Origin of the sequence: Micromonospora sp. NPDC050686, from assembly GCF_040654475.1 — a bacterium.
In the GTDB taxonomy this organism is placed as follows: Bacteria; Actinomycetota; Actinomycetes; order Mycobacteriales; family Micromonosporaceae; genus Micromonospora.
Genome location: NZ_JBFAID010000017.1, coordinates 1 through 25,338 on the forward strand (window position 1 = coordinate 1; position 25,338 = coordinate 25,338).

The window sequence follows — 25,338 nt, forward strand, 5'->3', positions numbered from 1 at the left end:
GCCGTGATCTGGCACAACTGGCACACCAACCAACCCGTACTCCGCTCACTGACCGCGTACGACCACTGAACCCTTGGAATAGATCGTCTAGGCTGCGCCGGTGGACTGGTGGGACGCGGCGGTACGGGACAACGCGCGGTGGTGCGCTGCGGTCTGCGCGACCCACGGCCAGCCCGGCGTCACCGACGCCGACGCCTGGTCGGTGCCCCGCCGCTCCCCCGCCCGCTACCCGGACGCGGTGACGCTGCGCCGCGGGGTCGACGCCGCGGCGTTGCTCGCCCGGATCGACGACGGGCCGGGCGCCTCGGTCAAGGACAGCTACGCCGACCTCGACCTCACCCGGTACGGCTACCGGCTCCTGTTCACCGCCGAATGGATTCACCGCCCGCCGGCCGACCCCGCCCCGGGGCCGGCGCTGACCCCCGTCACGTCGGCCGCCGGGCTGGCCGGGTGGGCGGCGGCGCACGGCGGTGGCCCGGTGTTCCGGCCGGCGCTGCTGGCCGACCCGCGGGTCACCGTGCTGGCCCGCTACGCCCCGGACGGCTCGGTGACCGGGGGCGCGGTGCTGACCCGGGGCGACCGGGTCACCGGCGTGTCCAACGTGTTCGGCGGCCCGCCGCTGTGGCCGGCCGTCTGCCGGGCCGCCCCGCCCGGCGTTCCGCTGGTCGGCTACGAGGCCGGCGCCGACCTGGCCGCCGCGGCCCGGGCTGGCTTCCGGGTCACCGGGCCGCTGCGCGTCTGGCTGCGCCCCTGACCACCCCGACGGTCCAGCGGGATCGTCCGCGGTGGGCCGGGTCGCCGTGCCGGAGCCGGTCAGCGGCCGGCCGGCGGTCGGGTGACCGGGACCAGGGCCAGCGCGGGCAGCAGCAGGATCGACACCACCATGAGAGCGTGCAGGATGCCGACCCGGTCGCCGAGCATCCCCAGCAGCGGCGGGCCGCCCAGAAACGAGGTGTACGCGATGGCGGCCACCACGCTGACCCGGGCCGGCGCCCGGTCCTCCTCGTCCGCGGCGGCGCTCATCCCGACCGGGAAGCCGAGGGAGGCGCCGACGCCCCAGAGGGCCACCCCGACGACCGCCAGCGGGCCGGAACCGGCCAGCACGGTGAGGCCGGTCCCGACGACGGCGAGCAGGATCGTGCCCAGCAACACCGGCACCCGCCCCCAGCGGTCCAGCGCGATGGTGCCGAGGGTCCGGCCGAGCGTCATGCCGGTCACGAACACGCCGAAGACCGCCGCACCGGCGGCCTCGCTGAACCCGTACCCGTCGATGAACGCGACGGCCACCCAGTCGTTGGCGCTGCCCTCGGTGAACGCCATGATCAGCACCAGCGCGCCGATCAGCAGGGTGCGCGGCTCCTTCCAGGCGGCGAGCACCCCGCTGCCGCGCCGGGCGGCGCCCGCCGGGGCCGGGTCGGCCGGGAGGAAGGCGCGGGCCCCGGCGAACGTGCCGACCAGCACCACGGCGGCCAGCACGGTCAGGTGGGCGGCGAGGGGTACGCCCCAGCGGGCCGCCCCGGCGCCGAGCGCCGCCCCGGCCACCGAGCCGAGGCTCCACGCCGCGTGGAAGCGGGGCATCACCGTACGCCCGAGCCGCCGCTCGACCACCGCGCCCTCGACATTCATCGCCACGTCGCAGGTGCCCGAGCCGTACCCGATGGCGAACAGCGCCACCGCCACCCCGGGCAGCGAGCCGAGCGGCCCGGCCGCCACGCCGATGCCGGCCAGCCCCGCCCCGACCAGCAGCACCGCGCCGCGTACCGTCCGGGCGGCGCCGAGCCGCTGGGTGACCAGGCCGGCGGTGGGCAGCGCCAGCAGCGCGCCGGCGGACATGGCCAGCAGCAGCAGGCCGAGCCGGCCCGGGTTGAGCCCCAGCGCCTCGCGGACCGCCGGGACCCGGGCGAACCAGGAGGCCACCGCCAGCCCGTTGAGGGCGAAGACGACGGCGACGCCGGTGCGGGCGGCGCGGACCCGGCCCGGGGTCAACGGGCCGGCTCCGGAATCGATCACCGGCGCGTCGGTGCGGCTCACGGCTGGTCGGTCCTCTCGTCCAGGGGTGGTCCGGGGGGCGGACCAGGTGTTGGGAACGATCCCACACCTGAGAGCGCTACCACCTCAACCCGGGGGTCGCCCCTTACCAACCGCGTCACAGTCCAGGCATGATGCAGAGGGCCCGGCGGGCGAGGTGCCGCGCCGGGGGCGCGGGCACGGGGAGGACCGATGACGACACGGGCGGGCCGCCCGGCGACCCTGGAGGACGTCGCCCGACTGGCCGGAGTGTCGCGGTCCACCGCGTCACGGGTGATCGCCGGCACCGGTTTCGCCTCCACCGCGGCGCGCAGCCGGGTGACCGCCGCCGCCGACCAGCTCGGGTACGTGCCGGACCCGGCCGCCCGCGCCCTGGTCCGCGGCGCCGGGGTACGGCTGGCCGTGGCGGTCTGCGGCGAGAGCCAGGCCGTGCTCGACGACCCGTACGTCGAGCAGGTGGTGGCCAACGCGGCCCGGGTGGGCGGCCCGTACGGCCTCGGGGTGTCGCTGCACTGGCTGCCGCTGGCCGGCTCGAACGCGCTGCACCGCATCGCCGAGGACCGGGGCGTACGCGGGGTGGTGCTGGTGAACACCACCGAACCGCTGCTGGCGGCGCTGCCCCGGTCGCTGCGCGGCCGGGTGGCCTCGCTCGGCGTCGGCTCGGCCGACGTGCCCTCCTTCGACGTGGACAACGGCGGCGGTGCCACCCAGGTGCTGCACCACCTGTACGCCTCGGGCCGGCGCCGGATCGCCATGGTCGCCGGCCCCCGCTGGCTGCCCTGCACCGACCGGTCGGCACGGGCGTACCAGCGGCTGTCCCGGGACGCCGGCCTGCCGGTGCGGCTGCTGCCCGGCGACTTCACCGCCGAGCGGGGGCGGGCGGCGGCCCGTGAGGCGATGCGGCGCTGGCCGGACACCGACGCGATCTTCGCGGTGAGCGACCCGACCGCGTTGGGCGTGCTGGCCGGGCTGCGCGGGCACGGCGTCGAGGTTCCCGGTGACGTGGCGGTGGCCGGCTTCGACGACATCCCGCTGGCCGCGCTGACCGCGCCCGCGCTGACCACGGCCAGCCACCCGGTGGGCCGGATCGCCGCGGCGGCGGCCACCGCCCTGGCGGAGGGGGCGAGGGCCGCCCCGATCACCTCCTTCCCCTCCGTCCTCATCCCCCGCGAAAGCGCCTGAGGTGTAAGGAGGGGCCCCCGCTTAACGCCTCCGGTAGCGGGGCCCCCGCTTAACACCCGGCGCGCCGCCGCGGGCGGCGGGGCCCGCGGCGGCGGGCGGGGCGGCGGGGGGCGGGCGACGGTTAAGCGGGGGTGGGTGGGGTAGACGGCCGGGACCGCCGTCCGAGCCGGAGGAGACAGTCGACGTGTCCGAGCCCGCGCCGCCGCACCGGCAGCCGGAGGAGAACCCCCGGCACGGGCGGTTGACGGCCCGGGTCGTCCCGCCGGTGGCCCCGGGCGGCACCGGCCTGGTGCCGCTGACCGGCCCCGACGGCGAGCCGCTGGGCGTCGCGTACGCGCCGGCGGGGGCGATCCGGTCGTACCGGCTGGCGCTGCTGCTGCACGGCGCGGGCGGCACCGCCGAGCAGGGGCTGGACCTGCTGCGGCCGTTGGCCGACCGGCACCGGCTGCTGCTGGTCGCCCCGCAGGCCACGGCGAGCAGCTGGGACCTGATCGTGGAGGGCTTCGGCCCCGACGTACGCCGGATCGACCTGATGCTGGACGCGGCGTTCCGTTCCTGGCCGGTGGAGTGCGTGCTGGTCGGCGGCTTCTCCGACGGCGCGTCGTACGCGCTCAGCCTCGGCCTGACCAACGGTGACCTGTTCGCGGCGGTCCTGGCCTTCTCCCCCGGGTTCGCCGCGCCGATGCTCACCAACGGCCGGCCGCGGATCTTCGTCTCGCACGGCGTCCACGACCGGGTGCTGCCGGTGGACGTGTGCAGCCGCCGGCTGGTGCCGCGGCTGCACACCTTCGGTTATCAGGTCGACTATCACGAGTTCGACGGCGGGCACGAGGTGCCGGCGGAGATCCGGCAGCACGCGGTGGAGTGGCTGTCGAGCGTCGCGGGTCGCCGCACCCGGTTGCCCTGACCGGACCGGCCCGGCCGGGCACCACGGCCCGGACGGCCGGCGACGGCGAACGCGGCCCGAGGGACCGCCGGCCCCGACACCCGGCCGCGCCCTCAGCGGGTGGCCAGGCCGATCGCCTCGTCGACCCGGTCCAGTACCGTCGGGTCGTCGTCGGCGGCGAGCCCGCGCAGCAGGTCGATCGCGGTGGCCCGGACCTGCCCGATGAGCATCGCGAGCGGCAGGGTGGGTGCCGGGGCGAAGAGCCGCCCGGCGAGGCGTACGGCGGCGAGCGCGGCCTCCTCGGCGCGCGCGGCGTGCCGGTCGGCGTCCTCGTCTGCGCCGGTGAGGTCGACGGCGAGCGCCTCGCCGCCGGCCCGGACCGCCTCGGCGAGGCTGCGGACGGCGGTCGCCAGGTCGGCCGGGATCGGTGCCGGGTGCCGGGTGAGGGTGACCCCGGCTCGGGCGAGCACCCGCACGTTGCGGACCACGTAGTCGATCTGCCGGATCGAGGCGTCGACCGAGCGCAGCCGGCCCAGGTGCCGGCGGCGCCGCACGTTGAGCCGGACCGCCTCGCCGGCGGCGAGCACGGCGTCGCGCAGCCGCTGCACCGCCGCGTCGGCCCGGCGGGCCCGCTGCAGCGCGGCGAGGGCGGCCGGCTCGTCGTCGTGCTCCAGCGCCGACGCGATCTCGTCCAGCAGGTCGCCCAGTTCCTGGAACGTCTGCCGGAACTCGGCGACCAGCGGGGCGAGCGGCCGCCGGGCGTCGATGAGCTGGCTGGCCGCCAGGGCCACCGCGCCGCCGATCAGCGCGTCCACGAACCGGAACGGCACCAGCGACTCGGTCGGCGGCGAGACCACGACCAGGTAGAGCGCGGAGACGGCGGCCTGCACCACGGTGACGCTGCTCGCGCCGATCGCCACGGCCAGGGTGACGGTGAGCAGGATGACGGTGAAGACGGTCCAGGTGGTGCGCGGGCCGAGGGCCTGCACCACCAGGTCGGCGACGAGCACGCCCGCCGCCACTCCGAGCACCACCTCGACGGCTCGGCGGGTCCGCTGGCCGCGGGCCTGGCCGAGCACGATCAGCGCCGCGGCGGGTGCGAAGAACGGCTGCGGGTGGCCGACCAGCCGGGTGGCCAGCACCCAGGCGATCGTCGCGGCCAGGGTGGCCTCCACCACGGGCAGCCAGCCTCGCCGCAGCCGCCGCAGGCCGATACGCAGCCACCGCCACCGCCTCATCGCGCCTCCTGCCGGTTGATCGACCCACCCAGGGTGCTCCTCGCCGGGCGCGGTCGCCAGGCCGGGTCCGCATCGGGGCCGTTCCGCGCGAGGCGAGCCGGATCCCACGGGCAGCCGAGCCGCCGAGCCGCGGGTCAGGTGCCGGTGAAGGCCCGGAGCGCGGCCCGGACGCCCGCGCGCAGGTCGGCCCGGCTCGCCGGGCTGCCCGGCGGCGGGGCGCCGAGCGCGCCGGCGCCGACCAGCCGGTCGAAGAGCAGGCCGTCGACGAACGCCACGAACTGGTCGCCCTGCTGGCGGGGGTCGGCGGCGCCCGCCTGGGCGAGCAGGTCCCGGGCCTGCACCCGCAGCACCGTGCCGTGCTCCAGGATGCGGCGCAGCTCCGGGCGGTGCACCGCCTCCAGCAGGCAGGCGTACCGGGCCAGGGTCCGGTCGCGCCCGGCGGTCAGCCACCGGTCCAGCAGTTCGGCGATGCCGGTGGCGAGCCGGTCGAGGTCCGCCGCGTCGAGCCGCCGCGCGGTGGCCGGGGCGGCCGGGTCGGCGGGCAGCGCGTGGGCGGCCAGGTCGATCCGGTCCAGCTCGACCAGGCGGCGCACCACCGCCTCGATCAGCGCCTGCCGGGTCCGCAGGTAGGCCGAGGTGGTGCCGAGCGGTACGCCGGCCCGCGCGTCGACGGCCCGGTGGGTGAGGGCCCGCATACCGCCCCCGGCGAGCAGCGCGATGGCCGCGTCGGCCAGCAACGCCACCCGGTCCGCCCGACCGCTCATGTACGCCTCCCCACCCGTTGTTCTACGGCTGTAGTATGACTTTCTACGGCTGTAGAAGAACCGGGGAGGCGGCGACATGGGCGACAAGGGTGAGGCGATCGTGGTCGGCGGCGGCATCGGCGGGCTCGCGGCGGCCGTGGCGCTGCACCGCCACGGCTGGCGGGTCACCGTCCTGGAACGCGCCGCGGCGCCCGGCGAGATCGGGGCCGGGCTGTCGCTGATGGCCAACGGCCTGCGCGCGCTGGACGCCCTCGGCCTCGGCGCCGCGGTCCGCGCCCGCGGCCGGGCCGACACCCCCGGCGGGCTCCGGGACCGCACCGGCCGGTGGCTGTCGAGGGTGGACGGGCCCCAGCTCGAGCGGATGCTCGGCACCCGGGCGGTCGGCATCCACCGCGCCGACCTGCACGCCCTGCTGCGCGCCGCGCTGCCGCCGGGAGCCCTGGTCACCGGCGCCCGGGTGCAGGACGTCGACCCGACCACCGGCGAGGTGCGCCACCACCACGCGGACGGCACCACCACGGTCCGGGGCGACCTGGTGGTGGGCGCCGACGGCCTGCGCAGCGCGCTGCGCGCCCGGCTCTGGCCGGACCTCCCACCCCCGGCGTACGCCGGCTCCACCGCCTGGCGGGCAGTGCTGACCTGGCCGGAGCCGCTGCCGACCGAAGTCACCTGGGGACCGGGCACCGAGTTCGGCATCGTGCCGATGGGCGACGGGCGGGTCTACTGGTACGCGGCGGTCACCGCCCCGCCCGGCGGGCACGCCCCGGACGAGCTGGCCGAGGTCCGGCGCCGCTTCGGCTCCGGGCACGACCCGATCCCGGCCCTGCTGGACGCCACCGCGCCGGAGGCGGTGCTCCGCCACGACCTGCACCACCTGGCCGAGCCGCTACCGTCGTACGTGCGGGGCCGGGTGGCGCTGCTCGGCGACGCCGCGCACGCGATGACCCCGTACCTCGGGCAGGGCGCCCAGCAGGCCCTGGAAGACGCCGTCGTGCTCGGCGCGGCCTGCGCCGGCGGACCCGCCCACCTGGCGGAGGCGCTGGCCGGCTACGACCGGCAGCGCCGCCCCCGCAGCCAGGAGGTGGCCCGGGCCTCGCTGCGCGCCGGCCGGTACGGCCCGCAGCTGCGCAACCCGCTCGCGGTGGCCGCCCGGTCCACGCTGCTGCGGCTCACCCCGCCGCGCGCCACGCTGCGCGCGATGGCCCGGTACGCCGACTGGACCCCGCCGGCGACGTGACCGGCGCGGGCGTCGGCCCGCGAGCCCGACGCGGTGGCCGGGATCCGACGGGGGCCGCTCGGCCCTTCCGGGCGCTGCCCGGCCGGGTCCGTAATGGAGGTGACAGGCTCCTTCGACGCGAGAAGGTCGCCGTGGGCGTGACTGGCGGTGCGGGCGGTGGGCTGATCCGCCGGCACTTGCGGTGGATGTACCGCGCTGGCCGGCCGAACCGGCTGGCCCGGTTGATGAACACGCTGGCCGCGTGGCAGTTCTCCACCGGGCTGGCGCCGGCGCACTGGGTCACCCTGGAGGTTCCGGGCCGGCGGTCCGGCCGGCCGGTCGCGGTGCCGGTGGTGGTGGCCGACCACGACGGCGGCCGCTACCTGGTCTCCATGCTCGGCACGGAGGCCAACTGGGTCCACAACGTCCGGGCCGCGGGTGGCCGGGCGGTGCTGCGGCACGGCCGCCGGGAACCGGTCCGGCTCGACGAGATCCCGGTCGCCGACCGGCCGCCGATCCTGCGCCGATACCTCGCCCTGGCACCGGGGGCCCGGGCGCACGTCCCGGTGGACCGGCACGCCGCCGTCGCCGACTTCGCGGGCGTCGCCGACCGCTTCCCGGTCTTCCGGGTCACCCCCGACCCGGGCCCACCGCCGCCGATCGGCGGCGGACCGGGGGCATAGCCCTACACCCGCCCAGCGCCGGCACCGCTCACCGACCGGCCACGGCGGACCGGTCGGCCGCCGTGGCCGGCGCGGGCGCGGCGGGCTCAGCCGGCCCGTACGCCCGCCGGCCGAGCGCGGCCAGCCGGTCCCGGGTGGCGGCGTCGCAGAGCGCCCCGGCCAGGCCCGAGGCGTACGCGGTGGCACCGTCCACCCCCAGCCGGGCGGCCACGGCGTACTCCCCGGCGAGGGTGACGTCGAAGATCGCCGGATCGTCGGTGGAGATCGAGCAGCGGACCCCGGCGGCGGTGAGCACGGTCAGCGGGTGCGGGCGGTCCGGCGCGGCGGCGCCGAGCCGGACGTTCGACGTCGGGGTCACGTCGAGCACGGTGCCGGCGGCGGCCAACTCGTCGACCAGGCGCGGGTCCTCGACCGCGCGTACCCCGTGCCGGATCCGGACCGCGCCCATCGCCAGCACCTCGCGTACCGCCGCCGGGCCGGCCGCCTCTCCGGCGTGCGGGACGAACGGCAGGCCGCCGTCGCGGGCGATCCGGGCCACCCCGGCGTACGGCAGGGTGGGAAACCGTCCCTCCGCGCCGGACAGGCCGAACCCGACCACGCCCCGGCCGGCGAACCGGGTCGCCACCCGGGCGGCCTCCTCGGCCACCTCGACGTCCTGCCCCCGGAACACCTGCGGGGTCAACCCGATCTCGACGCCGTGCCGGTCGCGCGCCTCCGCGGCGGCGTCGCAGCAGGCCGCCAGCACGTCGGCCCAGGCCGCCGGCCCGCCCAGGCGCTCCTCGGCGTCCACGATCGGCTCCAGGTAGACCGCGCCGTGCCCGGCGGCCTCCGCCGCGTACGCCAGCAGGGCCCGCCGGTACTGCTCGGGGCCGCGCAGGCAGGCGGTGACCCGGTTCCAGATCTCGATGAAGCCGTACAGGTCGGTGAAGGCGTACGGCGGGCCGGGGGCGGGCGGGCCGTCGCCGGTGAACTCGGCGAGCAACGCCGGGCGCAGCGTGCCCTCCAGGTGGACGTGCAGCTCGATCTTCGGGGCGGTGCGCTGAGCCGGGTGCGACATGAGACTCCTCGCGGTGCGGTGCAGTGCGGTGCGGTCCGGCCAGCCTGCCACCGCCGGCTCCCGGGGCGCCTCCCCCGCCGGTGGGAACCCGCGTCGCGCACCCGACCGCCGGCGCCACTTCCACCCGTCCCGCACCCGGACGCACACTGGAGTCCAGCGACCGCCCGGAGGTGACCCATGGTCTTCGGTATCGTCACCGCCGCCGTGCACACCCTGCTGGGCGTCGTGCTCGGCGGCTGGCTCGGCGGCCCGGCGGGGGCGGCGGTCGGCGCGGCGGCCGGCCTGCTGCTCGGCGCCCCGTTCGGCTGGGCGGTCGCCGGTGCCCGGTCGTACCGGCCGGACGCGCGGGGCGGGGCGCTCTTCGTGGTCGACCACACCTGGAGCCTGCCCAACACGGTGCTGGGCGCCGCGTACCTCGCCGGGCACCTGGCCGCCGGGCACCGGCTGGACCGGGACGCCTGCCGGCACCGGGGCCGGGTCAATCTGGTCGAGGGCGTCTGGCCCCGGTACGCCACCACGCTCGGCACGGTCTGCGCCGGCGCCGGCCCCGGGGTGCAGCGCCACGAGGACGTGCACATCCTCCAGGCCCGGCTGCTCGGCCCGCTCTACCTGCCGCTGGTGGCGGCCAACTACGTGCTGTTCACGGTCGCCCCGGTGTGGCTGCTCTACCACGACCACGCGCACGCGCCGATCGACCGGGTGCGCCGCTACTTCGAGGTGGGCGTCTACCCGCACACCTGGCACGAGGCGATCGCGTACCGGGTGCAGGGGCGCCCACCGCGCTGACCGGCGGGGTCAGCCGTCGCGCCGGGCCGCGACCCGGCGCCGCCACACGCGGAACACCACGACCACGACCACCACCGCGAGCAGCGCCTCGCCGCCGAGCCCGAGCCGCCGCTCCAGCAGCCGGTACGACGCCCCGGCCAGGTAGCCGAGCACGCTCACCGTGACGGCCCAAAGCGCGCCGCCGGTCAGGTTCGCCAGGGTGAAGGTGCGCTGCCGGATGCCGCTCAGCCCGGCCAGGCCGGGGACCAGGGCGCGCAGCGCCGCCACCCAACGCCCCAGCACCACCGCCAGCGCGCCGCGCCGGCGGACCAGGTCGAGCGCGCGGCGCAGCTCCCCCGGGCCGACCAACCGGCGGGGAACCCGGTCCAGCAGGCGCCGGCCGTACCGGCGGCCGACCAGGTAGCCGGCCTGGTCGCCGACGGCGGCCCCGGCCAGCGCCGCCCCGGCCACCGCCCACAGCGGCAGCCGGCCCTCGTGGGCCAGCACCCCGCCGACCAGGACGGCGATCTCCCCGGGCACGACCAGGCCGAGGAAGGTCGACGCCTCCAGGGCGGGCAGCAGGAAGACCAGCGCCAGGACCAGGGCCGGCGGCAGGGCGAGCAGCAGCTCCGGCAACCGGTCCATGCCGCGATTGTTCCGCGCGGGGTGTCCGCGAGGCGTCCGGATCGGGCGGTTGCCGCGACACCCGCCGAACCGGTGACGGCGCAGCCCCGCTCGGCAGTGAAGATCCGCTATAAGTGATCCATGGACTTCCCCGCGTACCTCGCGACCATGCCGATGCACGCGATCACCGAGATCCACGGGGAGCCCGGCCTGCTGGAGCGCTTCCGGCTGGAGATCGGGGCGTTTGGTCCCGGCGACCGGGACCGGCTCACCGAGGCGCTCGACCTCGCCGCCGACCTGCACCGCGACGACCGGCGGGTCCGCGAGCCGTACCTGAACCACCTGCTGCGGGTGGCGATCCGGATGATGCACCACTACCAGGTGCGCGACGTCGACGTGATCGTCGCCGGGTTGCTGCACGACGCGGTGGAGGACCACCCCGCCGAGCTGGCCGGCGCGGGCGCGGCCGGCGACGAGGCGCGGGCCGCGGCGCTGGCCACGCTGGCGGCCCGGTTCGGCCCGCGGGTGGCCCGCCTGGTCGCCGCGGTGACCAACCCGGTGTACGACCCGGGCCGGGACCGGCACACGCAGTATCGCGAGCACGTGGCGGCCAGCCTGGACGCGGAGCCGTGGGCCCGGGTCATCAAGGTCTCCGACTTCACCGACAACGGGGTGGGCGTGATCCACACCGTCGGGCCCAAGGTGGCCCGCTCGGCGGCGAAGTACCGCCCGCTGGTGCCGGTCTTCCGGGAGCTGATCGGCCGGCCGGACACCCCGCTGTCGGCGGCGGTGAAGCGGCACATCTTCGCCCAGCTCGATCTGGCCGAGGAGCGGTTCGCCGCGATCCTCGACCAGCCCGGCTGACCCGCCGCACCGCCCGGCCGCCGGGGGCGGCCCCGGTCCGGGCGGCCCGGCGGCCGGGCCCGGCGCGGTCCGCGCGGCTTTGCGGCGTACGGCAGAATCGGCGGGCGATGCAGCCGGCGACGATCCTGTCCGCGCTCGCCGACCTGGCCCCGGCCGGCGCCGAGCGGGTCTTCGACGTGTCCGGCCCGGGCCGTCCCCTGGTCTGGCTGCCCGCCCCCGACCGCGCGCCCCGCGACGCCCGGCTGGACCGGCTCGCCGCCCTGGACACCCTGCACCGCGACGAGCGGGTCCTGCGCCGCGGGCTGGCCTTCGTGGTCGGCGGGGTGGACACCGACGCCGGGCGACGCCGGGTCCGCACGCCGCTGCTGACCCAACCGGTGCGGCTGGAGCGGACGCTGCGCGGCTACCGGGTGATCCCCGCCGGCGACCTGGAGCTCACCGCGCTGATCGCCGACCGCGCGCTGGCGTCCCGGTTGGAGACCGCGCCGGGCCTGGCCGAGCCGGGCTGGCCGGGCGCGCCCGGCACCGCGGCCTGGCTGCGGACCGCGGCGACCGCCGCCGGGCTGACGGTGGCCGAGGTCAGCGCGCGGGCGCCCGGCCGGATCGACGACGGCCGGCTGGTCGGGATCACCACCGCCGCGCTCTTCGTCAGCCGGGACGTGGTGGCCGGCGGGCTGCGCGACACCCTGCTGAGCTGGGCGGGCCGGCCGGGGCTCGCCGACACCGCGCTGGCCCGGGTGTACGCCGACGCCCCGCCGGAGGTCGCCGGGCCGGCCGACGACGGCGAGGTGCTGTCGCCGCTGCCGCTGCACGCGGCCCAGCGGGACGTGGTGCGGCGTACCCGGACCGAGCCGCTGGTGGTGGTCTCCGGCCCGCCCGGCACCGGCAAGAGCCACACCCTGGTCGCCGCCGCGCTGGACGTGGTGGACCGGGGCGGCTCGGTGCTGGTGGCGACCCGGTCGGTGCACGCGGCCGACGTGCTGGGCGAGCTGCTGCGCCGGCAGCCCGGTCCAACGCCGGTGCTGTTCGGGGACGCGGAGCGGCGCGAGGCGATCGCCGGGGAGCTGGCCGCCGGTGCGCCTGCCGGTCCGGACGACGAGCGGCTGCGGGCCGACGCGGCGGCGGTGGTCGCCGCCCGGGACCGGGTGGCGACGATCCGGGCCGGCATCGCCGAGGTGCTGGACGGTGAGCGGTCCGCCGCCGAGCTGCCCACCTGGGAGCCGCTGCTGCCCGCGCTCACCGCCGCCGCGCCGCGGCTGTTCGACCCCGACGCCGACCTGCCGGCGGCCCGCGCCGCGCTGGCCGCGTCCGAGGCCGACGGGGACGGCTGGTGGCAGCGGTGGCGGCGGACCCGGGCCCGGCGCCGGCTGGCGCGGCTGACCGGCGCCGCGGCGGACGTACCCGTGGATCGGCTGCGCTCGGCGGTGCGGGCGGCGACCGCGGTGCGGGCGGCGGCGCGGCTGGCCGCCACCGGCGGCGCCGACCTGGCCGCCGCCTGGCGGGCGCTGGTGGCGGCCGACGACGCGCTCGCCGTCGCGGTGGGCACGGCGATGCGCAACCGGGCGGCCGGCGCGCACCGGTGGGACGGTCCGGCCCGGCGCAGCGCGGCGGCGCTCGGCGCGGCGCTACGCGCAGGGCGCAACCGCCGGCGGGAACTGCTGGCCGACCTGGACGCCCCGGGGCTGGTCCGGGCGCTGCCGCTCTGGGTCGGCACGGTCACCGACACCGAGGACCTGCTGCCCCCGGTGCCCGGCATGTTCGATCTGGTGGTGCTGGACGAGGCGGCGCACGTCGACCAGCTCCGGGCGGCGCCGGTGCTGGCCCGGGCCCGCCGGGCGCTGGTCGCCGGGGATCCACGCCAGCTGCGGTTCGTCTCCTTCGTCGCCGACGTGGACGTCGCGGCCACCCTGCACCGGCACGGGCTGGCCGCGCTGGCCGACCGCCTGGACGTCCGCCGCTCCAGCGCGTTCGACGTGGCGGCGGGGGCGGCGCCGGTGGCCTGGCTCGGTGAGCACTACCGATCCGCGCCGCACCTGATCGAGTTCTCCGCCCGCCGGTTCTACGCCGGCCGGCTGGAGCTAGTCACCCGGCATCCGCGCAACGAGCGCGCCGACGTCATCGACGTGCTCCGGGTCGCCGACGCGAGGGTGGTCGACGGGGTGAACCGGGCCGAGGTGGACGCCGTGCTCGACCTGGTCCGCAAGCTGGCCGTGGACCCGCCGCCGGGCGGGATCGCGGTGGTCAGCCCGTTCCGGGCGCAGGCCGACGCGCTGGAGGCGGCGCTGCTGTCCGGCTACGACGCGGAGGAGATCGAGCGGCTGGGGCTGCGGTCCGGCACGGTGCACGGCTTCCAGGGCAGCGAGGCGGCGCTGGTGATCGCCTCACTCGGGCTGGTCGACGGCGACCCGCCGGCCCGGCACCGGTTCGTGGCCGAGCCCAACCTGTTCAACGTGCTGGTCACTCGGGCCCGGCGCCGGCTGACCGTGGTCACCTCGTTGACCGCCGCCGAGGGCCTGGTCGGCGACTACCTCCGGTACGCCGAGCAGGGCCCTTCGGCGGTCGACGCCTCGTCCGGCCCGCCGGATGCTGGGTTGTCGGGCGCACCGGAGCAGCGCTGGGCGGCGGCGCTCGCGGCCGAGCTGCGCCGGCTGGGGCTGCCGGTGCGGGCCGGTTATCCGGTCGGGCGGTGGCGGGTGGACCTCTGTGTGGGCGACGGCGAGGCGGCCGTCGGGGTGATCTGCACGGTGCACCCGGACGGGGTGGCCGCACACGTGGAGCGGCAGCGGACCCTGCTGCGCGCCGGCTGGCGGCTGGTGGACGGCTTCGCCGGCCGGTGGTCGGGCGATCCGGTGCGGGCGGCGCTGGAGGTGGCCTCCCGGATCGGCTGACGCCCTCCGGTGGCCCGGGCCGGACCGGTGGCCCGCCGAGCCACCGGCGCGGTCACCGGCGGGGATGGGCCAGGAAGAAGTCCCAGCTCAGGCCGCTGGCGTCCGGGCCGGTCGGGTCGCCGTACAGGCTGCACGAGCAGCCGCCCGGGTAGACGTGGCCCGCCCCGTCGATCAGGTACTTCTCGATCAGCACGGTGCCCTCGGGACCGTGGTGGACCGAGTGGGCGTACGTGCGCCCGCCGGGGACCTGGCCGCGTTCGACCCGGCTCGGGGTGGCGGTGACGTCGCCGTCGTCGAGCCCGTCGAGGGCGAGGTCGTCGGTCTGCGCCCACTGCCCGACGATCCGGTCGGCGGTGACGGGCGCGACCACCGGGTCGGCGCTGCCCTGGAAGACCAGCACCGGCACCGGCCGGGCCCGGGCGCCCATCTCCCGCCAGGCGTCCAGCCCGGCCTGGTCGGGCGAGCGGAGGCGCAGCACGTCGCACTCGTACTCGCAGCCGGCGACGGTGGCCGCGGCCGCGTACAGGTCGGGGTACGTCACGGCCATGATCACCGACATGACGCCGCCGGCCGAGACGCCGGTGACGTACGTGCGGGCGGGGTCGACGGTCCAGCGGGAGCGCACCAGCCCGGTGATGCCGGCGATGATCGACGGTTCGCCCCGGCCCCGGTGCTGGTTGTTCGACAGCGGCCAGTTCCAGCACTGGGCGGGGTTGGCGAGGGTGGACTGGTCGGGGAAGACGACGAGGAACCCGCGCCGCTCGGCCAGGGCGCTCAGCCCGGTCAGCACGTCGAAGCCGACGTCGTTCTCGGTGCAGCCGTGCAGCGCCACCAGCAGCGGCATCGGGGTGCCCGGGCGGTAGCTCGACGGCACGTAGCCGTGGTAGTCGCGGATGCCGGCGAGGCTGGTGTAGGTGCCGGCGAACCAGGTGCCGGTGGCCGCCCGGGCGGGGGCGGCGGGCGCGGCGACCAGGGCGAGCAGGACGGCGAGGGCGGTGGTGAGGAGCCGGCGCGGTCGGGACGGGACGCGCCGGGCGGGGACCGGATCGGGCATGGCCGTTACTCCTCTGTCGGGACGGATGGCTGCCAATCGATCGGTTGGGAAAGTGATGGTGGTCACTATCCATCCGGATGGTCTACCGTGTCAACCAATCGTTCGGTTGGGTGACGTGAAGGCGGTCGGGCCGGTGACGCAGATGTCGTGGAACCCGCGCCGGCTCAGCGCGGTCGCCGCCGAGCTGCCCGACGGCGTGACCCCGGCCGGCACCCGGGGGCGCATCCTGCACGCGGCGCTGCGGCTCTTCGCCGAGCGCGGCTTCTTCGGCGCCTCGATCCGCGACATCGCCCGCGAGGTCGGCATCAACTCCGCCACCCTCTACGCCCACTACCCCGGCAAGGAGGACGTCCTCGCCGAGCTGGTCCGGCTCGGGCACGAGGAGCTGCTCACCCGGCTGCGGGCGGCCTCCGGCGCCGCCGCCGGCGACCCGGTGGCGCAGTTCGCCGCGCTGGTCCGGGCCCAGGTCCTGCTGCACGCCGACTATCCCCTGCTGGCGCTGGTCGCCAACCACGAACTGCACGCCCTCAGCCCGGAACGCGCCGCACCCGCGCTGGCACTGCGCGAGGACGCCCGCCGGCTGCTGCTGGCCGCCCTGGAGCGCGGCGCGGCCGAGGGCGTCCTCGACGTGGCCGACGTGACGCTGGCCGGCATCGCCGTCGGCAGCCTCGGCCTGCGGGTGGCGAACTGGTTCGGCCCCGACCAGCCGTACACCCGCGACCAGGTGGCCGACGCCTTCGTCGGCTTCGCCCTACGACTCGTCGGCGCCCGCTCCCCCGCGGCCGACCGGCACCCCCGCACGGAAGGTTGACCGATGGAACAAGTGAAGGTGGAGGTGCCCGACGGCGCGCTGACCGCGCTCCGGTTCGGCACCGGCCCGAAGATCGCGATCGCCGCGCACGGCATCACCGCCTCCGGCATGGCGTTCCGGTCCGTCGCCCGGCAACTGCCCGACGACTGGACGCTGATCGCGCTGGACCTGCGCGGCCGGGGCGGCAGCAACACGCTGCCCGGACCGTACGGCATGTCCCGGCACGCCGAGGACATCTGCGCCGCCGCCGCGAAGTTCGGCCAGGGACGGCCGGTCGCGCTGGTCGGGCAGTCCATGGGGGCGTACGCGGCCCTGCGCGCCGCCGCGCGCCGGCCGGAGCTGTTCACCCGGCTGGTCCTCGTCGACGGCGGCCTGCCGCTGCCGGTGCCCGGGGGCGCCGACCTGGACGCGATCCTCGCCGCCACGCTGGGCCCGGCCATCGCCCGGCTGGACGAGACGTACCCGTCCGTGCAGGCGTACGTCGACTTCTTCCGGGCGCACCCGGCGCTGGCCGCCGAGTGGAACGACGACCTGACCGCGTACGTCCGGTACGACGCGACCGGTCCCGAGGGCGCGGTGCGGTCCCGGGTGGACGGCGCGGCCGTCCGGGCCGACGGGCGGGACCTGCTGGCCGAGGCCGCCTCCTTCGGCGACGACCTGCGCAAGCTGACCGTGCCCACCGTGCTGCTGCACGCCCCGCGCGGCATGTTCGGCCAGGAGCCCGGCATGCTGCCCGCGCCGCTGGTCGAGCACTGGCGCGGCCTGGCCCCGCACCTGGTCACCGAGCTGGTCGACGCCAACCACTACACGATCCTGATGACCGACGGCCCGGCGGCCGTGATCGTCCGGCACCTGACGGCCGAATGAGGTGGCGACGATGAGCAACGTCGCCGCGATCCTGACCCGCACCGGGACGCTCGGCGAGGAGGTCGTCGCCGTGGTCGCGCTCCGCCCCGGCGCCTCGGCCAGCCCCGACGAGCTGCGCGAGCACGTCAAGGGGCAGCTGGCCGCGTACAAGTACCCGCGCCAGGTGTGGATCGTGCCCGCCCGGCCCAAGGGCCCGACCGGCAAGATCCTCAAGCGGGCGATCGTGGTCCCGCCGCCCGACCCGGCCTGATCGGCACCGACACCCGTCGCGGGCGGCTCCGCACCAGCCGCCCGCGACGTGGCACATGTTCCGGCATCCCGGCCCGCGCGGCGATCCGCGGCAGCGGCGACCGCTTGCTAGCTTGAGGCGACCGGCCCCGGCGCGCCACGTCCGGCCGGCCGACCACCCCTTTCGGACGTCTGTCGCACACGCCTCGCATCCCGGGCCCTGCACCGGCATGACAGGCGACGGGAGGGGGTGCCATGCCCGAGACCGCCGGCCCCGAGCCGCCGTCCGACGGCCGTCCACGCCCTGCGGACGCGGACCCGGCGGCAGCGCCGAACGCCCGAGCAGTGCTCGCCCGCAAAATCAGCCGAAAGTGGCGGACCGCCCGGGAGCACCTGGTGGCCGCCTGGCAGGAGCTGATCACCGACGTACCGGCCAGCCCACCCCCTTCCCCACGTGTCCCGATTACCGCCGAGCACCGGGACGGCTCCGGGCAGATCATGGTGCCCGCTCAGGGGTACGTCTTCCACTTCACCGTCCGCGCCACCCTCACCTGGTCAGCGCCGGACATGCGGCCCGACCTGCTGGCCTGGCATGCCCAGCAGATCCGTGGACAGGTGATGCTCACCCTCACCCGCCTCGCCGCCGGGGAGGCCCGCAAGCTCGCCCCGCACCAAGCCGGCGAGCTGGAGGTGGCGTTGCAGGAGGCGATCGCGCATCGCCGGTGGAGCTTCCCGCGCGGCGGCACCGTGATCACCTGCCGGCCCGACGTCTGGGTACGCCTCGACGAGCGGGTGCGCGAAGCCCTCCAGCCGCACTGGACACAGGTGGTCGAACTCGACGCCCAGTACGACGTGCAGCTGCGGCGGGCGCGGCACGCCGAGCGGCTGAACCGGTGCTGGGTGGCCATCCTGGAGGAGATGACCGACGGCCCGAACTGCGACGACATCGACCAGGAGATCAGGGAGCACCTACGGGGCGCGGTACGGCGGATGAGCGAGGACCAGCAGACCGCCGCGGAGTGGGCCCGGAAACTCCTGGAACAGCGGCACCGGGCCCAGGACGCCTTCTGGCCTCTGTTGCGGTTCGGGCCCGGCCCTGACGAATCCACGGTCCGGCCACCCGAGCAGGCCAGGCCGGCTGAGCAGACCGAGCAGGCCGACTCATCCGAGCAGGCCGAGCCAGCCAAGCAGGCCGAGCCAGCCGAGCAGGCCGAGCCAGCCGAGCAGGTCGCCCCACCCGAGCAGGCCGGAGCGGCCGAGGCGTCCGGTGCGGCGGCCAGCGACTCCGGCCCAAAGCCAGTCGGCCCCGCCGCCTGATCGCCTGCTCCTGGACCGCTCGCTCCGGCTTCCACAGCAGGCAGGTGCGCCAGCCACACTGGTTCGGCGAGGACCGCCTGCGCTGCCGGAACGTCCGCCAGGCGGGTGGCCAGGATGGCCACGGCCAGCCGATGCGACAGTGCGACGCTGAGCTTGAGCCCGTCCAGAGCCCCCCTCGTTGACGCCCGGCAGGCGCACGTGTTCCCGCCCCGTCCGTTGCGGTCGGCCCGCGAACAGGCCGACCGCCCGGTTCACGTCAGCGGCCGGCGGACAGGCTCGCGCAGTCGGTCTCGTCCGGCAGCAGCGGCCGGAGGGTGATTGTCCAGCGCTTCCCGCCGGAGGTCCACGGGGTCGCCGTGTTGGCCTTGGCGGCGGCGTCGAGAACCTGCTGCACGGCCGAACCGGTGACCGCCACGCAGCCCAGTCCGAGGCCGTCACCGAGGCTGGCGCCGGGCAGAGCCGGGCCGGGCCAGGCCACCTCGGCCTGCTTCTGGTCTTCCTCGTTAGCCACCCACGGCTGGGCGACGGCCGCGACGGCGGTCGGCTGGTACGGCTGGGTCGTGGCGCCCGTCGGGTTGGTCAGGCTGTCGGCGAAGGCGCGCAGCTTGTCGCGGGCGGCCCGCTGCTCGGCGGTCAGGCCGGCCTCGGGGCCGGTCGCCTCGTGGAGGGCGTACACCTCCACCTCCTCGACGCCGACCGGGCCCCGAACGGTGAATCGGGTGGTGGTCACGTCGGTCATCGTTGGGGTGCCCAGATCGACGGCGGTGCCCACCCCGGCGGCGCGCGCCTGCTCGACCAGCTTCGCAATCTCGGCGGCGCCGATCTTCCCGACCTGGATGTTGGGCAGGGCCGGGCCGGGATAGATCGCGGGGACCGGCCCCTGGCTGATCACCCGGCCGTCACCGTAGACGCTGAGCCCAGGAAGTCGGGTGGCCACCACGGCGGGCGGCACGAACCCACCGGTGTAGTCGATCCGGACCACCGGCACGTCGGCGGGGTAGGAGGTTGAGCCCGCACCGTCCGCGGCGCTGGGTCCGGCCTGCTGGGCGCAGGAAGCGGTGAGCAGGAGCAGCGGAACGAGCGCTGCCCACCTGCCTCGAATGTTGGTCATGCCGCTTCGACGCTGTGGGGAACCCGACGGCTCCCGGAAATTCCATACACCGTGCCCGGCCCCTCGGCCACGTTCGACTTCCCGTTGTCTCCGTCACCAGTTGCACCCCTGAAAGTCGCGCGGTCCAGCGGGCGGCGGACTGGCGGCCCGGTTAGGGTCTCGCTGACCGGCCCCAAGACAGGGCCAGGTCAGTCTTCCTCGTCGTCCCCACGCCGACGGAGCGCTCGCTCGGCGATCCGGCTGGAGAGCTTGCCCCTCGCCCACTTGGCCCGGTCGAGGGTCTCGTTGCCGAGACGCATCGCGGCACCGACGCCGTCTGCTCCCGTGTCGAGCGCCTTGTCCCGCACTTCCTTGGCCGCGTCCGCCCATCGTCTCGTCTCCGATGACTGGCGATCGCTGTCGATCCCGAGCCGCCCGTGGAAGTCGATCACGGCGGTCGTGACATGGTTGCTCGACTGCACCACAGCCGGGGAGTCCATCGGATGCAGCAGTACCTTGGTGTTGGCCGTGCCGGCGGCCGCATCCATGCGGGCCATCAGGTGCTCGGTGCACCGTGAGATGAGGTCCAGCCGGTTCTGCCGGGCAGTCTTGAGTCCGAGGCGGTGCCCGTCCAACTCCTCTGGGGACGCGTCCAGTACCCGGTCGAGTTCGAGCACGGCGACCGCGTCCTGGAGCTGGAAGCAGCGCGCCAGGACAGCTAGCCACTCGCGTCCCTTCGACTCTGCTTCCCTGGCCGCCTTGGCGAGATCGCCGATCGTGGCCTTGCGCTCCAGCTTCTCCGCGAGCGCGTCGAGTTGGCGCAACGCGTACGCCTGGGTTTCTGCGATGGCCGTCGGTGCGGCCTGCACCTTCGACCAGGTGATCTCGTCGACCCGGCCCCTCGCCTCGCGGATGGTCAGGGTTTCCTCGATGACGAAGCCGACGCCGATCATGCGGGCCAACACAAAGTCCTTCTGGGCGCGGAGCACATCGTCGACCTTCTCGTCGATCGCGGCGAGATAGTCGGTGATCTCCTTCATGCTCTGCTGCATCGCGAGCTGAGCCATGATGCCGGCAGCGCCGGCCAGCAGCGCCGGGTTGCCCACCACCGACGTCTTGTCGATCTGGAGCCATGACTTGATCGAGCCCCGCTGCCCCACCATCGCGTGGCTGACGCCTGGTGTCTTAGTGGGCATCAGGCCATGTTTGTGGACGATCTGTGCGGACTCCTTGGTCAGCTTTACCCAACGGCCCGAATGGGCGGCAATCTCGGAGCCTGCCTGTGCTGCCGTGGCCCCGGCGTTGAGGACGGATCCGAGCCGGTGCAGTCCGAGGTCCTTCGACGGCAGTCCCTCGGAGACGAGGAAGCGTTCGACAGCCCTCGCATCACCAATCACCGCCAGCCCGTCGCCGTCACTGATCAGCTGAATCTCGTTATCCATTGTCAGCTCCTGAGGTGCAGGAGGGCGAACGGCGACGCCGCCTGCTCTGTTCGTTGCCTCGCCCTCCGGCCGCTGGTGGCCGTCGGCGGGCGCCTCGAAGTCAGCGCCTCGTCTGTGAGGTGCAGCCTGGTGATCGTCCTGGCGAGGATGCCGTCGTGATTCTTGAAGGTGTGGTTGTACTCGCCCCGGAAGTTGAGGCGCACGTGATCGACCGATTCGACCTGCTCCTGCAGGTCCTTCGCAGCTTCCTGACCTGCTGCCGCAGGCCAGAAGTCAGGGGGTTTTCGGTCGATCACGTGAAGACTCTAAGCGCCCCGTTGACGGGACAGGAACCTCCATGGAGTCGGGAACTTGTCAGCACCGCCTACAACGACTGGGCTGACCTCCGAACGCGGGCAGACCCGCCGTCAGCGCACATGCCGCTCGGCCTGGTGGCCAACGCGACCCTGGATCTGGAAGAAGACCCTGAGTCGGTGGGCCGGGCCGATCTCGCGGACCACATCGTCAGCGGCGCCCAGGTGGGGGCGGCCAAGCCCGACCGCGAGATCTACGAGATCGCTGCCGGGCGCGCCGGAGTCGCCGCCGACCGGTGCCTGTTCGCGGACGATCAGTTGGTCAAGTGGAGGCTTCGAGAATGCTCGGGGTGACGGGGGCGCGCTACCAGGAGCGCGCCGACCTGAAGAGGGTGCTCGGCGGCGGCGTCGGTCCGCCGACGGGCTTCACGCGGCCTTGAAGACCGAATCGAGGTGCCACTCCAGGAACTCGGCACTGGGCCGATCACGTCGCCGCTCCGGGAGGGCTATCTGTTCGCCTGCCTTGGCATAGAACTGCTCGCCGTTGCCGAACTCGGTGCGAAGGCGAGGGCTGACCAGAAGGCGGTGCTTCGGATCGACGCCGAGATAGCCCCGGTCGTAGAGGATGTGTACGTCCGACTTGAGAAGCAGGCCGTTGTCGATCCGGTGTTCGCCGCCCTTGGGCAGGGGGCGGATGTGCGCCGCCTGGAGCACCGGCTGGACCCGATTCCCGGTGATCGCGCAACGACGCCCGTACGCGCCGAGCACCACGGCCTTGAAGGACTGCTGACCGAGCCGCTGGGGTACCAGCCGCGGGTCACCGTAGACCGGTCCCGGGCGATGCCAGGGTTCGCTGGGGTCCAGTTCCACCGCCGTCCCGAGCAGGCGGTGGATCAGCAGGTTGAAGTAGTCCGCAATCGACGGGTCGGACAGGTCGTAGGTCTTGCCTTGGACGACATTCGGGGCAAACATCGGAGGTGGGTCGGCCGTCGACTCGTCCGGGAAGAACATGGTGTCCCGGACGAAGATGCATCCGATGGTCGGGTCCTCGTCAATCCCGATCGGTTGCTTGCGATATCGCCCGACGCTCCGGCGCATCTCATCGAGACTGGCCACCCCGTTCGCCTCACCGAACAACTCCCAGGCCTCGGAGATCCTCAGTTGGGTGAAGCCACTGAAGAATCCCCCGCCCACCATCCGGTTCAAGGGATAGTGGGCCTTGAAGAAGAACGGTTCGCCTGCGACGAGCGCCCGGAAGCCACCCCCCGACGGCCGCCAGAAGTTGACCTCATTGAGGCTCGGTCGGGCGGCCAGGAAGCGATACCACCTCTCATCGGTCACGCCCACGAATGCCTTCACATTGGACAGAGTGCCGAAGAGTTGATCTCGCAGCAATCGCCCGAACGATTGATTGCCGTGTTGTCAGGGTTCCCGCATCCAGGTCTTCGGGTCGGTGATGAAGATGCCCTTGCCCTGGTGCCGGCGGATCACCCGTAGCGCTTCCAGGCGGACGTAGACCAGTTGGATGGTGGATGAGCTGACCTGGAAGCGGTCGCCCATCTCTGCGATCGAGGGCAGCTTGTCCCCCGGCTGCACCTTCCCTTGGCGCAGATCGCTAATGATCTCGTCCGAGATCCGGATGTAGTCCGGTGTCTGTGGCATGGCACTCCTCGCGTGGCACGCCAATTTGATCACGACACGCACTGGACAGACAACCGAGCGTTGCTTCTTGCAACTTAGGCATATATGGTTGACCACGAGCCGGTCCTCGCGTGGCAACGAGTTCGGCTCATCCCCAGGTCGGGGCGGGTGCGCGTGCCCGTCCCGGCCCACCGGACTGCTCCGCGGTCGTACTGCTGAACCCGGGCTGCGGCGGCGGAGCGGGCGGGTCGTCCGCGGCCGGCGTGCGGACGACCCGCCCTTCCAGACCCACCGCACCGACCTTCCGCGCTGCCCCCTGCCCCGGAAAGGACCGTCGTGGCCAAGGTGTATCGATCCGGCCGGCTCTACGGGACCGGCCACCCGGCCCGGTTGACTCCGCATGAGGTGCGGACCCGCACCTTCGACCCACGCCGCCGGGGCGTCGACCCCGATCAGGTACGCGAGTTCCTGGCCCAAGTCGCGGACGAGCTGACCGACCTGTGCCGGCAAGTACGCCTGCTCAGCGACGAGAACGAACGGCTCAAGCGGGCGCTGTGCGACTGGCAGACCAGGCACGCCCGGGAATGCCGGCGCAACGAGGGCCCCTGGTAATGGTGGGGCCACCCAGCCCTGGGGACCTGCTGCGCATCGACGGCCGCGCCTCGGTCCAGTTCGCCGGCGACCGCGCCCTCACCTTCCGCGTCGTCTCCGTCGACGACCACCCGACGTACCCCGGCTGGATCTGGCTGGCCGGCTACGTCCTCAACCGCCGTGGCGACGCCACCGCCAAACGCGAGATCTACGTCCGACTCGCCGGCCTCCACCACGCCTCGGCATCGGCCACGCGCCCTGTACGGAAAGCCGATCTCCGGCCCGAATCCGCTCCGGCAGCACCAGCCCAACCGCGCTTGCGGCGGGCCTATCCATGATCGATCCGAGTCGGACCGTACCCGATATTCAGTCGGTGGGCATCGGGGCCGGCTGGGCGCTGGCCATCCGAGCCGGATCCCAGTACGAATCGTCCGGAACGGGCAGCCGGGTGCTTGTCGTGCCCGGGTCGGCGCCGGTGCTCGACGGGGCCGGCGACTGCTCCTCCGGCGCGGAACCGAGTGCGGTCACCACCCCGACCGCGACGGCCACCACGATGACCGCGACGGCCACACCAGCCGCCGCAACCCAGCGCAACTTCATGTCTCGCCCCTCTCCATCGACACGGTCCAGCCTGATCAACCGCTCCCAGTGGGGCGCGACGGTCTGCTTGTTGGACGCGCGCCGCCCCCGACCGGATCCGCCGGATCACGGTCAGGGGCGGGCGTCACCCGGTCGGGGTGAATCAGGTGCGATTCGCCACCGAGTTGAAGACGTCCATCACGGCGGTGTCGAAGTACGAACTCTTGTTCACCCCGCCGCTGCCCAACGTACTCATGATCCCGTTGACGTAGCCCAAGGAGCCGTTGTAGAGCCGCAGCCAGACCGAGCCACTGGAGCCGCCGGTGAAGCCACAGTTGAGGGCGATCTTGTTCTCCTGGAACGGCCATATCCCCGGCCGGTACGTGGTGCCCTGGCAGTACTGCTGCCACCCGCCGTCGTACGGCGGCGCCGCCGGATAGGCCAGAATGGTGACCGCCTGCTCATAGCTGTAATTCACCGAGAGGCCATTTCCGCCGACCACGTCCACCGGTCGCTGACCCGAGCCATTCGGCCACATGGTGATGTAGGCCACGTCCCGGTCAAGGTTGCTGTCGTTGATCCAGGCATTGAACGTGGTCAGATACTTTGCCGACCATCGGCCGTACGGTTCGGCACCATAGTTGTAGTAGGGGATGAAGATCCAGTTCTGCATCCATTGGCCGCCCCTGCCGCCATGCACACAGTGCCCGGCGCTCATCACGAGCAACTTGGAACCGCTGTTCACCGTGCCCGCCGAGCAGACGTAGTTTTTGCCGTCCGCTGGATTGTAGAAAAAGACCTTACCCACCGTGGTGGAGGCGTTGACCAGGGTGGTGATCGGGCCGGCGGCGGAGGCCCGGCCCCCGGGGGCGGCCGACACCTTGGGCGCGGCGGGCGGCGTGGACCGGGCCGCACCGGTAGCCCGCAAGCCCACGCCGGACGTTGCCCCGGCCTTCTCCACCAGCGCGTCCGCCGACTTGGCGGTACGCAGTCGCTCCGGCGTCCAGTAGCTGCTGGCCTGGTCGGCGACCCGCAGTCCGCTCCGCGCCGCGACAGACGCGCTCGCGGCCGCCGTGCTGACCGATACGTCGTTGGCGGCGCCCGCTGGTGCCGCCTGGGCGGGGGCGGCGCCCAACAGGGCCAACGCCGTTGCAAGTCCGACAGACGTGGCTACCGTGGCCACACGCCGGAAGTTCGGAAGATGCATTCTTCTCCTCCCACAGATGACAT

At 74.7% G+C, this 25,338-nt stretch carries 28 protein-coding genes; 15 read left to right on the plus strand and 13 right to left on the minus strand.

The window, feature by feature from the left end; all coding sequences use genetic code 11:
* Positions 1-100: 100 nt before the first annotated feature.
* A complete protein-coding gene (locus AB0H57_RS14165) occupies positions 101-754 on the plus strand; it encodes a hypothetical protein (protein ID WP_357506242.1) in 654 nt (217 codons plus the stop codon).
* A 59-nt stretch (positions 755-813) separates the two neighbouring features.
* On the opposite strand, the gene AB0H57_RS14170 is transcribed toward AB0H57_RS14165, so the two are convergent.
* Complete coding sequence (locus AB0H57_RS14170; RefSeq protein ID WP_357506442.1) at positions 814-2,010, minus strand: MFS transporter; 1,197 nt, start codon at positions 2,008-2,010, stop codon at positions 814-816.
* A gap of 210 nt (positions 2,011-2,220) precedes the next feature.
* Between AB0H57_RS14170 and AB0H57_RS14175 the strand changes: the two genes are divergently transcribed.
* Positions 2,221-3,210, plus strand: a complete 990-nt coding sequence (locus AB0H57_RS14175; protein WP_357506244.1) for a LacI family DNA-binding transcriptional regulator — start codon at positions 2,221-2,223, stop codon at positions 3,208-3,210.
* A 184-nt stretch (positions 3,211-3,394) separates the two neighbouring features.
* Positions 3,395-4,117, plus strand: coding sequence for a phospholipase (locus AB0H57_RS14180; RefSeq protein ID WP_357506246.1), 723 nt, complete (start codon positions 3,395-3,397; stop codon positions 4,115-4,117).
* A 92-nt stretch (positions 4,118-4,209) separates the two neighbouring features.
* Here the strand turns inward: AB0H57_RS14180 and AB0H57_RS14185 are convergent, their stop codons facing one another.
* Entirely contained in the window at positions 4,210-5,334 is a 1,125-nt protein-coding gene (locus AB0H57_RS14185) for an FUSC family protein (protein WP_357506248.1), read from the minus strand.
* 134 nt (positions 5,335-5,468) lie between these two features.
* Positions 5,469-6,098, minus strand: coding sequence for a TetR/AcrR family transcriptional regulator (locus tag AB0H57_RS14190; RefSeq protein WP_357506250.1), 630 nt, complete (start codon positions 6,096-6,098; stop codon positions 5,469-5,471).
* A 76-nt stretch (positions 6,099-6,174) separates the two neighbouring features.
* Here AB0H57_RS14190 and AB0H57_RS14195 point away from each other — a divergent pair, with 76 nt between their 5' ends.
* Together AB0H57_RS14195 and AB0H57_RS14200 are read left to right on the plus strand one after the other, a co-directional pair.
* A complete protein-coding gene (locus AB0H57_RS14195; RefSeq protein ID WP_357506252.1) occupies positions 6,175-7,335 on the plus strand; it encodes an FAD-dependent monooxygenase in 1,161 nt (386 codons plus the stop codon).
* 137 nt (positions 7,336-7,472) lie between these two features.
* Complete coding sequence (locus AB0H57_RS14200) at positions 7,473-7,997, plus strand: nitroreductase/quinone reductase family protein (protein WP_357506254.1); 525 nt, start codon at positions 7,473-7,475, stop codon at positions 7,995-7,997.
* 28 nt (positions 7,998-8,025) lie between these two features.
* Here AB0H57_RS14200 and AB0H57_RS14205 read toward each other — a convergent pair whose 3' ends face one another.
* On the minus strand, positions 8,026-9,054 hold the full coding sequence (locus AB0H57_RS14205; RefSeq protein WP_357506256.1) for an adenosine deaminase family protein: 1,029 nt from the start codon (positions 9,052-9,054) through the stop codon (positions 8,026-8,028).
* A 177-nt stretch (positions 9,055-9,231) separates the two neighbouring features.
* Here AB0H57_RS14205 and AB0H57_RS14210 point away from each other — a divergent pair, with 177 nt between their 5' ends.
* On the plus strand, positions 9,232-9,840 hold the full coding sequence (locus AB0H57_RS14210) for a glycine zipper family protein (RefSeq protein ID WP_357506258.1): 609 nt from the start codon (positions 9,232-9,234) through the stop codon (positions 9,838-9,840).
* Between the two features lie 9 nt (positions 9,841-9,849).
* Here the strand turns inward: AB0H57_RS14210 and AB0H57_RS14215 are convergent, their stop codons facing one another.
* Entirely contained in the window at positions 9,850-10,464 is a 615-nt protein-coding gene (locus tag AB0H57_RS14215) for a DedA family protein (protein ID WP_357506260.1), read from the minus strand.
* A 120-nt stretch (positions 10,465-10,584) separates the two neighbouring features.
* On the opposite strand from AB0H57_RS14215, the gene AB0H57_RS14220 reads away from it, so the two are divergent.
* Together AB0H57_RS14220 and AB0H57_RS14225 are read left to right on the plus strand one after the other, a co-directional pair.
* Positions 10,585-11,307 carry an HD domain-containing protein gene (locus tag AB0H57_RS14220; protein WP_357506262.1) on the plus strand — a complete coding sequence of 241 codons (723 nt, stop codon included), beginning with the start codon at positions 10,585-10,587 and terminating at the stop codon, positions 11,305-11,307.
* 107 nt (positions 11,308-11,414) lie between these two features.
* Positions 11,415-14,195, plus strand: coding sequence for an AAA domain-containing protein (locus AB0H57_RS14225; RefSeq protein WP_357506264.1), 2,781 nt, complete (start codon positions 11,415-11,417; stop codon positions 14,193-14,195).
* Positions 14,196-14,247: 52 nt separating this feature from the next.
* On the opposite strand, the gene AB0H57_RS14230 is transcribed toward AB0H57_RS14225, so the two are convergent.
* Positions 14,248-15,249, minus strand: coding sequence for a PHB depolymerase family esterase (locus AB0H57_RS14230; RefSeq protein ID WP_357506266.1), 1,002 nt, complete (start codon positions 15,247-15,249; stop codon positions 14,248-14,250).
* Positions 15,250-15,364: 115 nt separating this feature from the next.
* On the opposite strand from AB0H57_RS14230, the gene AB0H57_RS14235 reads away from it, so the two are divergent.
* The 4 genes from AB0H57_RS14235 (at position 15,365) to AB0H57_RS14250 (ending at position 18,472) form a co-directional block, all read left to right on the plus strand.
* Positions 15,365-16,060: a TetR/AcrR family transcriptional regulator gene (locus AB0H57_RS14235; RefSeq protein ID WP_357506444.1), complete on the plus strand. Its 696-nt coding sequence runs from the start codon at positions 15,365-15,367 to the stop codon at positions 16,058-16,060.
* Positions 16,061-16,063: 3 nt separating this feature from the next.
* Positions 16,064-16,927 carry an alpha/beta hydrolase gene (locus AB0H57_RS14240; RefSeq protein WP_357506268.1) on the plus strand — a complete coding sequence of 288 codons (864 nt, stop codon included), beginning with the start codon at positions 16,064-16,066 and terminating at the stop codon, positions 16,925-16,927.
* Positions 16,928-16,937: 10 nt separating this feature from the next.
* Positions 16,938-17,177, plus strand: a complete 240-nt coding sequence (locus AB0H57_RS14245) for a hypothetical protein (protein WP_357506270.1) — start codon at positions 16,938-16,940, stop codon at positions 17,175-17,177.
* Positions 17,178-17,410: 233 nt separating this feature from the next.
* Positions 17,411-18,472, plus strand: a complete 1,062-nt coding sequence (locus AB0H57_RS14250) for a hypothetical protein (RefSeq protein WP_357506272.1) — start codon at positions 17,411-17,413, stop codon at positions 18,470-18,472.
* A gap of 256 nt (positions 18,473-18,728) precedes the next feature.
* Here the strand turns inward: AB0H57_RS14250 and AB0H57_RS14255 are convergent, their stop codons facing one another.
* The 3 genes from AB0H57_RS14255 to AB0H57_RS14265 form a co-directional block, all read right to left on the minus strand.
* Entirely contained in the window at positions 18,729-19,583 is an 855-nt protein-coding gene (locus tag AB0H57_RS14255) for a hypothetical protein (protein ID WP_357506274.1), read from the minus strand.
* A 188-nt stretch (positions 19,584-19,771) separates the two neighbouring features.
* Positions 19,772-21,004 carry a hypothetical protein gene (locus AB0H57_RS14260; protein ID WP_357506276.1) on the minus strand — a complete coding sequence of 411 codons (1,233 nt, stop codon included), beginning with the start codon at positions 21,002-21,004 and terminating at the stop codon, positions 19,772-19,774.
* Positions 21,005-21,006: 2 nt separating this feature from the next.
* Positions 21,007-21,300 carry a hypothetical protein gene (locus tag AB0H57_RS14265; RefSeq protein WP_357506278.1) on the minus strand — a complete coding sequence of 98 codons (294 nt, stop codon included), beginning with the start codon at positions 21,298-21,300 and terminating at the stop codon, positions 21,007-21,009.
* Between the two features lie 120 nt (positions 21,301-21,420).
* Here AB0H57_RS14265 and AB0H57_RS14270 point away from each other — a divergent pair, with 120 nt between their 5' ends.
* The gene (locus AB0H57_RS14270) at positions 21,421-21,651 is read left to right on the plus strand and encodes a hypothetical protein (protein ID WP_357506280.1); all 231 of its coding nucleotides are present in this window, start codon (positions 21,421-21,423) and stop codon (positions 21,649-21,651) included.
* Between the two features lie 72 nt (positions 21,652-21,723).
* On the opposite strand, the gene AB0H57_RS14275 is transcribed toward AB0H57_RS14270, so the two are convergent.
* Positions 21,724-22,656, minus strand: a complete 933-nt coding sequence (locus tag AB0H57_RS14275; RefSeq protein WP_357506282.1) for an HNH endonuclease — start codon at positions 22,654-22,656, stop codon at positions 21,724-21,726.
* A gap of 63 nt (positions 22,657-22,719) precedes the next feature.
* Positions 22,720-22,959, minus strand: a complete 240-nt coding sequence (locus AB0H57_RS14280) for a winged helix-turn-helix domain-containing protein (protein ID WP_357506284.1) — start codon at positions 22,957-22,959, stop codon at positions 22,720-22,722.
* Positions 22,960-23,274: 315 nt separating this feature from the next.
* Here AB0H57_RS14280 and AB0H57_RS14285 point away from each other — a divergent pair, with 315 nt between their 5' ends.
* On the plus strand, positions 23,275-23,550 hold the full coding sequence (locus AB0H57_RS14285; protein ID WP_357506286.1) for a DivIVA domain-containing protein: 276 nt from the start codon (positions 23,275-23,277) through the stop codon (positions 23,548-23,550).
* Positions 23,550-23,867: a hypothetical protein gene (locus AB0H57_RS14290; protein ID WP_357506288.1), complete on the plus strand. Its 318-nt coding sequence runs from the start codon at positions 23,550-23,552 to the stop codon at positions 23,865-23,867. The genes AB0H57_RS14285 and AB0H57_RS14290 overlap by 1 nt, the downstream gene beginning before the upstream one ends.
* Positions 23,868-23,895: 28 nt before the next feature.
* On the opposite strand, the gene AB0H57_RS14295 is transcribed toward AB0H57_RS14290, so the two are convergent.
* Positions 23,896-24,129 (minus strand): hypothetical protein, encoded by a 234-nt coding sequence (locus AB0H57_RS14295; RefSeq protein WP_357506290.1) that lies wholly within the window; start codon positions 24,127-24,129, stop codon positions 23,896-23,898.
* A 142-nt stretch (positions 24,130-24,271) separates the two neighbouring features.
* Positions 24,272-25,315: a hypothetical protein gene (locus tag AB0H57_RS14300; protein ID WP_357506299.1), complete on the minus strand. Its 1,044-nt coding sequence runs from the start codon at positions 25,313-25,315 to the stop codon at positions 24,272-24,274.
* Between the last annotated feature and the right edge of the window lie 23 nt (positions 25,316-25,338).

Coding starts and splice junctions, on each gene's coding strand:
- AB0H57_RS14300 (WP_357506299.1), bottom strand. CDS start 25,315: ATGCATCTTCCGAACTTCCGGCGTGTGGCCACGGTAGCCACGTCTGTC.
- AB0H57_RS14205 (WP_357506256.1), bottom strand. CDS start 9,054: ATGTCGCACCCGGCTCAGCGCACCGCCCCGAAGATCGAGCTGCACGTC.
- AB0H57_RS14190 (WP_357506250.1), bottom strand. CDS start 6,098: ATGAGCGGTCGGGCGGACCGGGTGGCGTTGCTGGCCGACGCGGCCATC.
- AB0H57_RS14260 (WP_357506276.1), bottom strand. CDS start 21,004: ATGGATAACGAGATTCAGCTGATCAGTGACGGCGACGGGCTGGCGGTG.
- AB0H57_RS14295 (WP_357506290.1), bottom strand. CDS start 24,129: ATGAAGTTGCGCTGGGTTGCGGCGGCTGGTGTGGCCGTCGCGGTCATC.
- AB0H57_RS14245 (WP_357506270.1), top strand. CDS start 16,938: ATGAGCAACGTCGCCGCGATCCTGACCCGCACCGGGACGCTCGGCGAG.
- AB0H57_RS14225 (WP_357506264.1), top strand. CDS start 11,415: ATGCAGCCGGCGACGATCCTGTCCGCGCTCGCCGACCTGGCCCCGGCC.
- AB0H57_RS14250 (WP_357506272.1), top strand. CDS start 17,411: ATGCCCGAGACCGCCGGCCCCGAGCCGCCGTCCGACGGCCGTCCACGC.
- AB0H57_RS14255 (WP_357506274.1), bottom strand. CDS start 19,583: ATGACCAACATTCGAGGCAGGTGGGCAGCGCTCGTTCCGCTGCTCCTG.
- AB0H57_RS14230 (WP_357506266.1), bottom strand. CDS start 15,249: ATGCCCGATCCGGTCCCCGCCCGGCGCGTCCCGTCCCGACCGCGCCGG.
- AB0H57_RS14270 (WP_357506280.1), top strand. CDS start 21,421: ATGCCGCTCGGCCTGGTGGCCAACGCGACCCTGGATCTGGAAGAAGAC.
- AB0H57_RS14215 (WP_357506260.1), bottom strand. CDS start 10,464: ATGGACCGGTTGCCGGAGCTGCTGCTCGCCCTGCCGCCGGCCCTGGTC.
- AB0H57_RS14290 (WP_357506288.1), top strand. CDS start 23,550: ATGGTGGGGCCACCCAGCCCTGGGGACCTGCTGCGCATCGACGGCCGC.
- AB0H57_RS14220 (WP_357506262.1), top strand. CDS start 10,585: ATGGACTTCCCCGCGTACCTCGCGACCATGCCGATGCACGCGATCACC.
- AB0H57_RS14240 (WP_357506268.1), top strand. CDS start 16,064: ATGGAACAAGTGAAGGTGGAGGTGCCCGACGGCGCGCTGACCGCGCTC.
- AB0H57_RS14210 (WP_357506258.1), top strand. CDS start 9,232: ATGGTCTTCGGTATCGTCACCGCCGCCGTGCACACCCTGCTGGGCGTC.
- AB0H57_RS14175 (WP_357506244.1), top strand. CDS start 2,221: ATGACGACACGGGCGGGCCGCCCGGCGACCCTGGAGGACGTCGCCCGA.
- AB0H57_RS14185 (WP_357506248.1), bottom strand. CDS start 5,334: ATGAGGCGGTGGCGGTGGCTGCGTATCGGCCTGCGGCGGCTGCGGCGA.
- AB0H57_RS14195 (WP_357506252.1), top strand. CDS start 6,175: ATGGGCGACAAGGGTGAGGCGATCGTGGTCGGCGGCGGCATCGGCGGG.
- AB0H57_RS14280 (WP_357506284.1), bottom strand. CDS start 22,959: ATGCCACAGACACCGGACTACATCCGGATCTCGGACGAGATCATTAGC.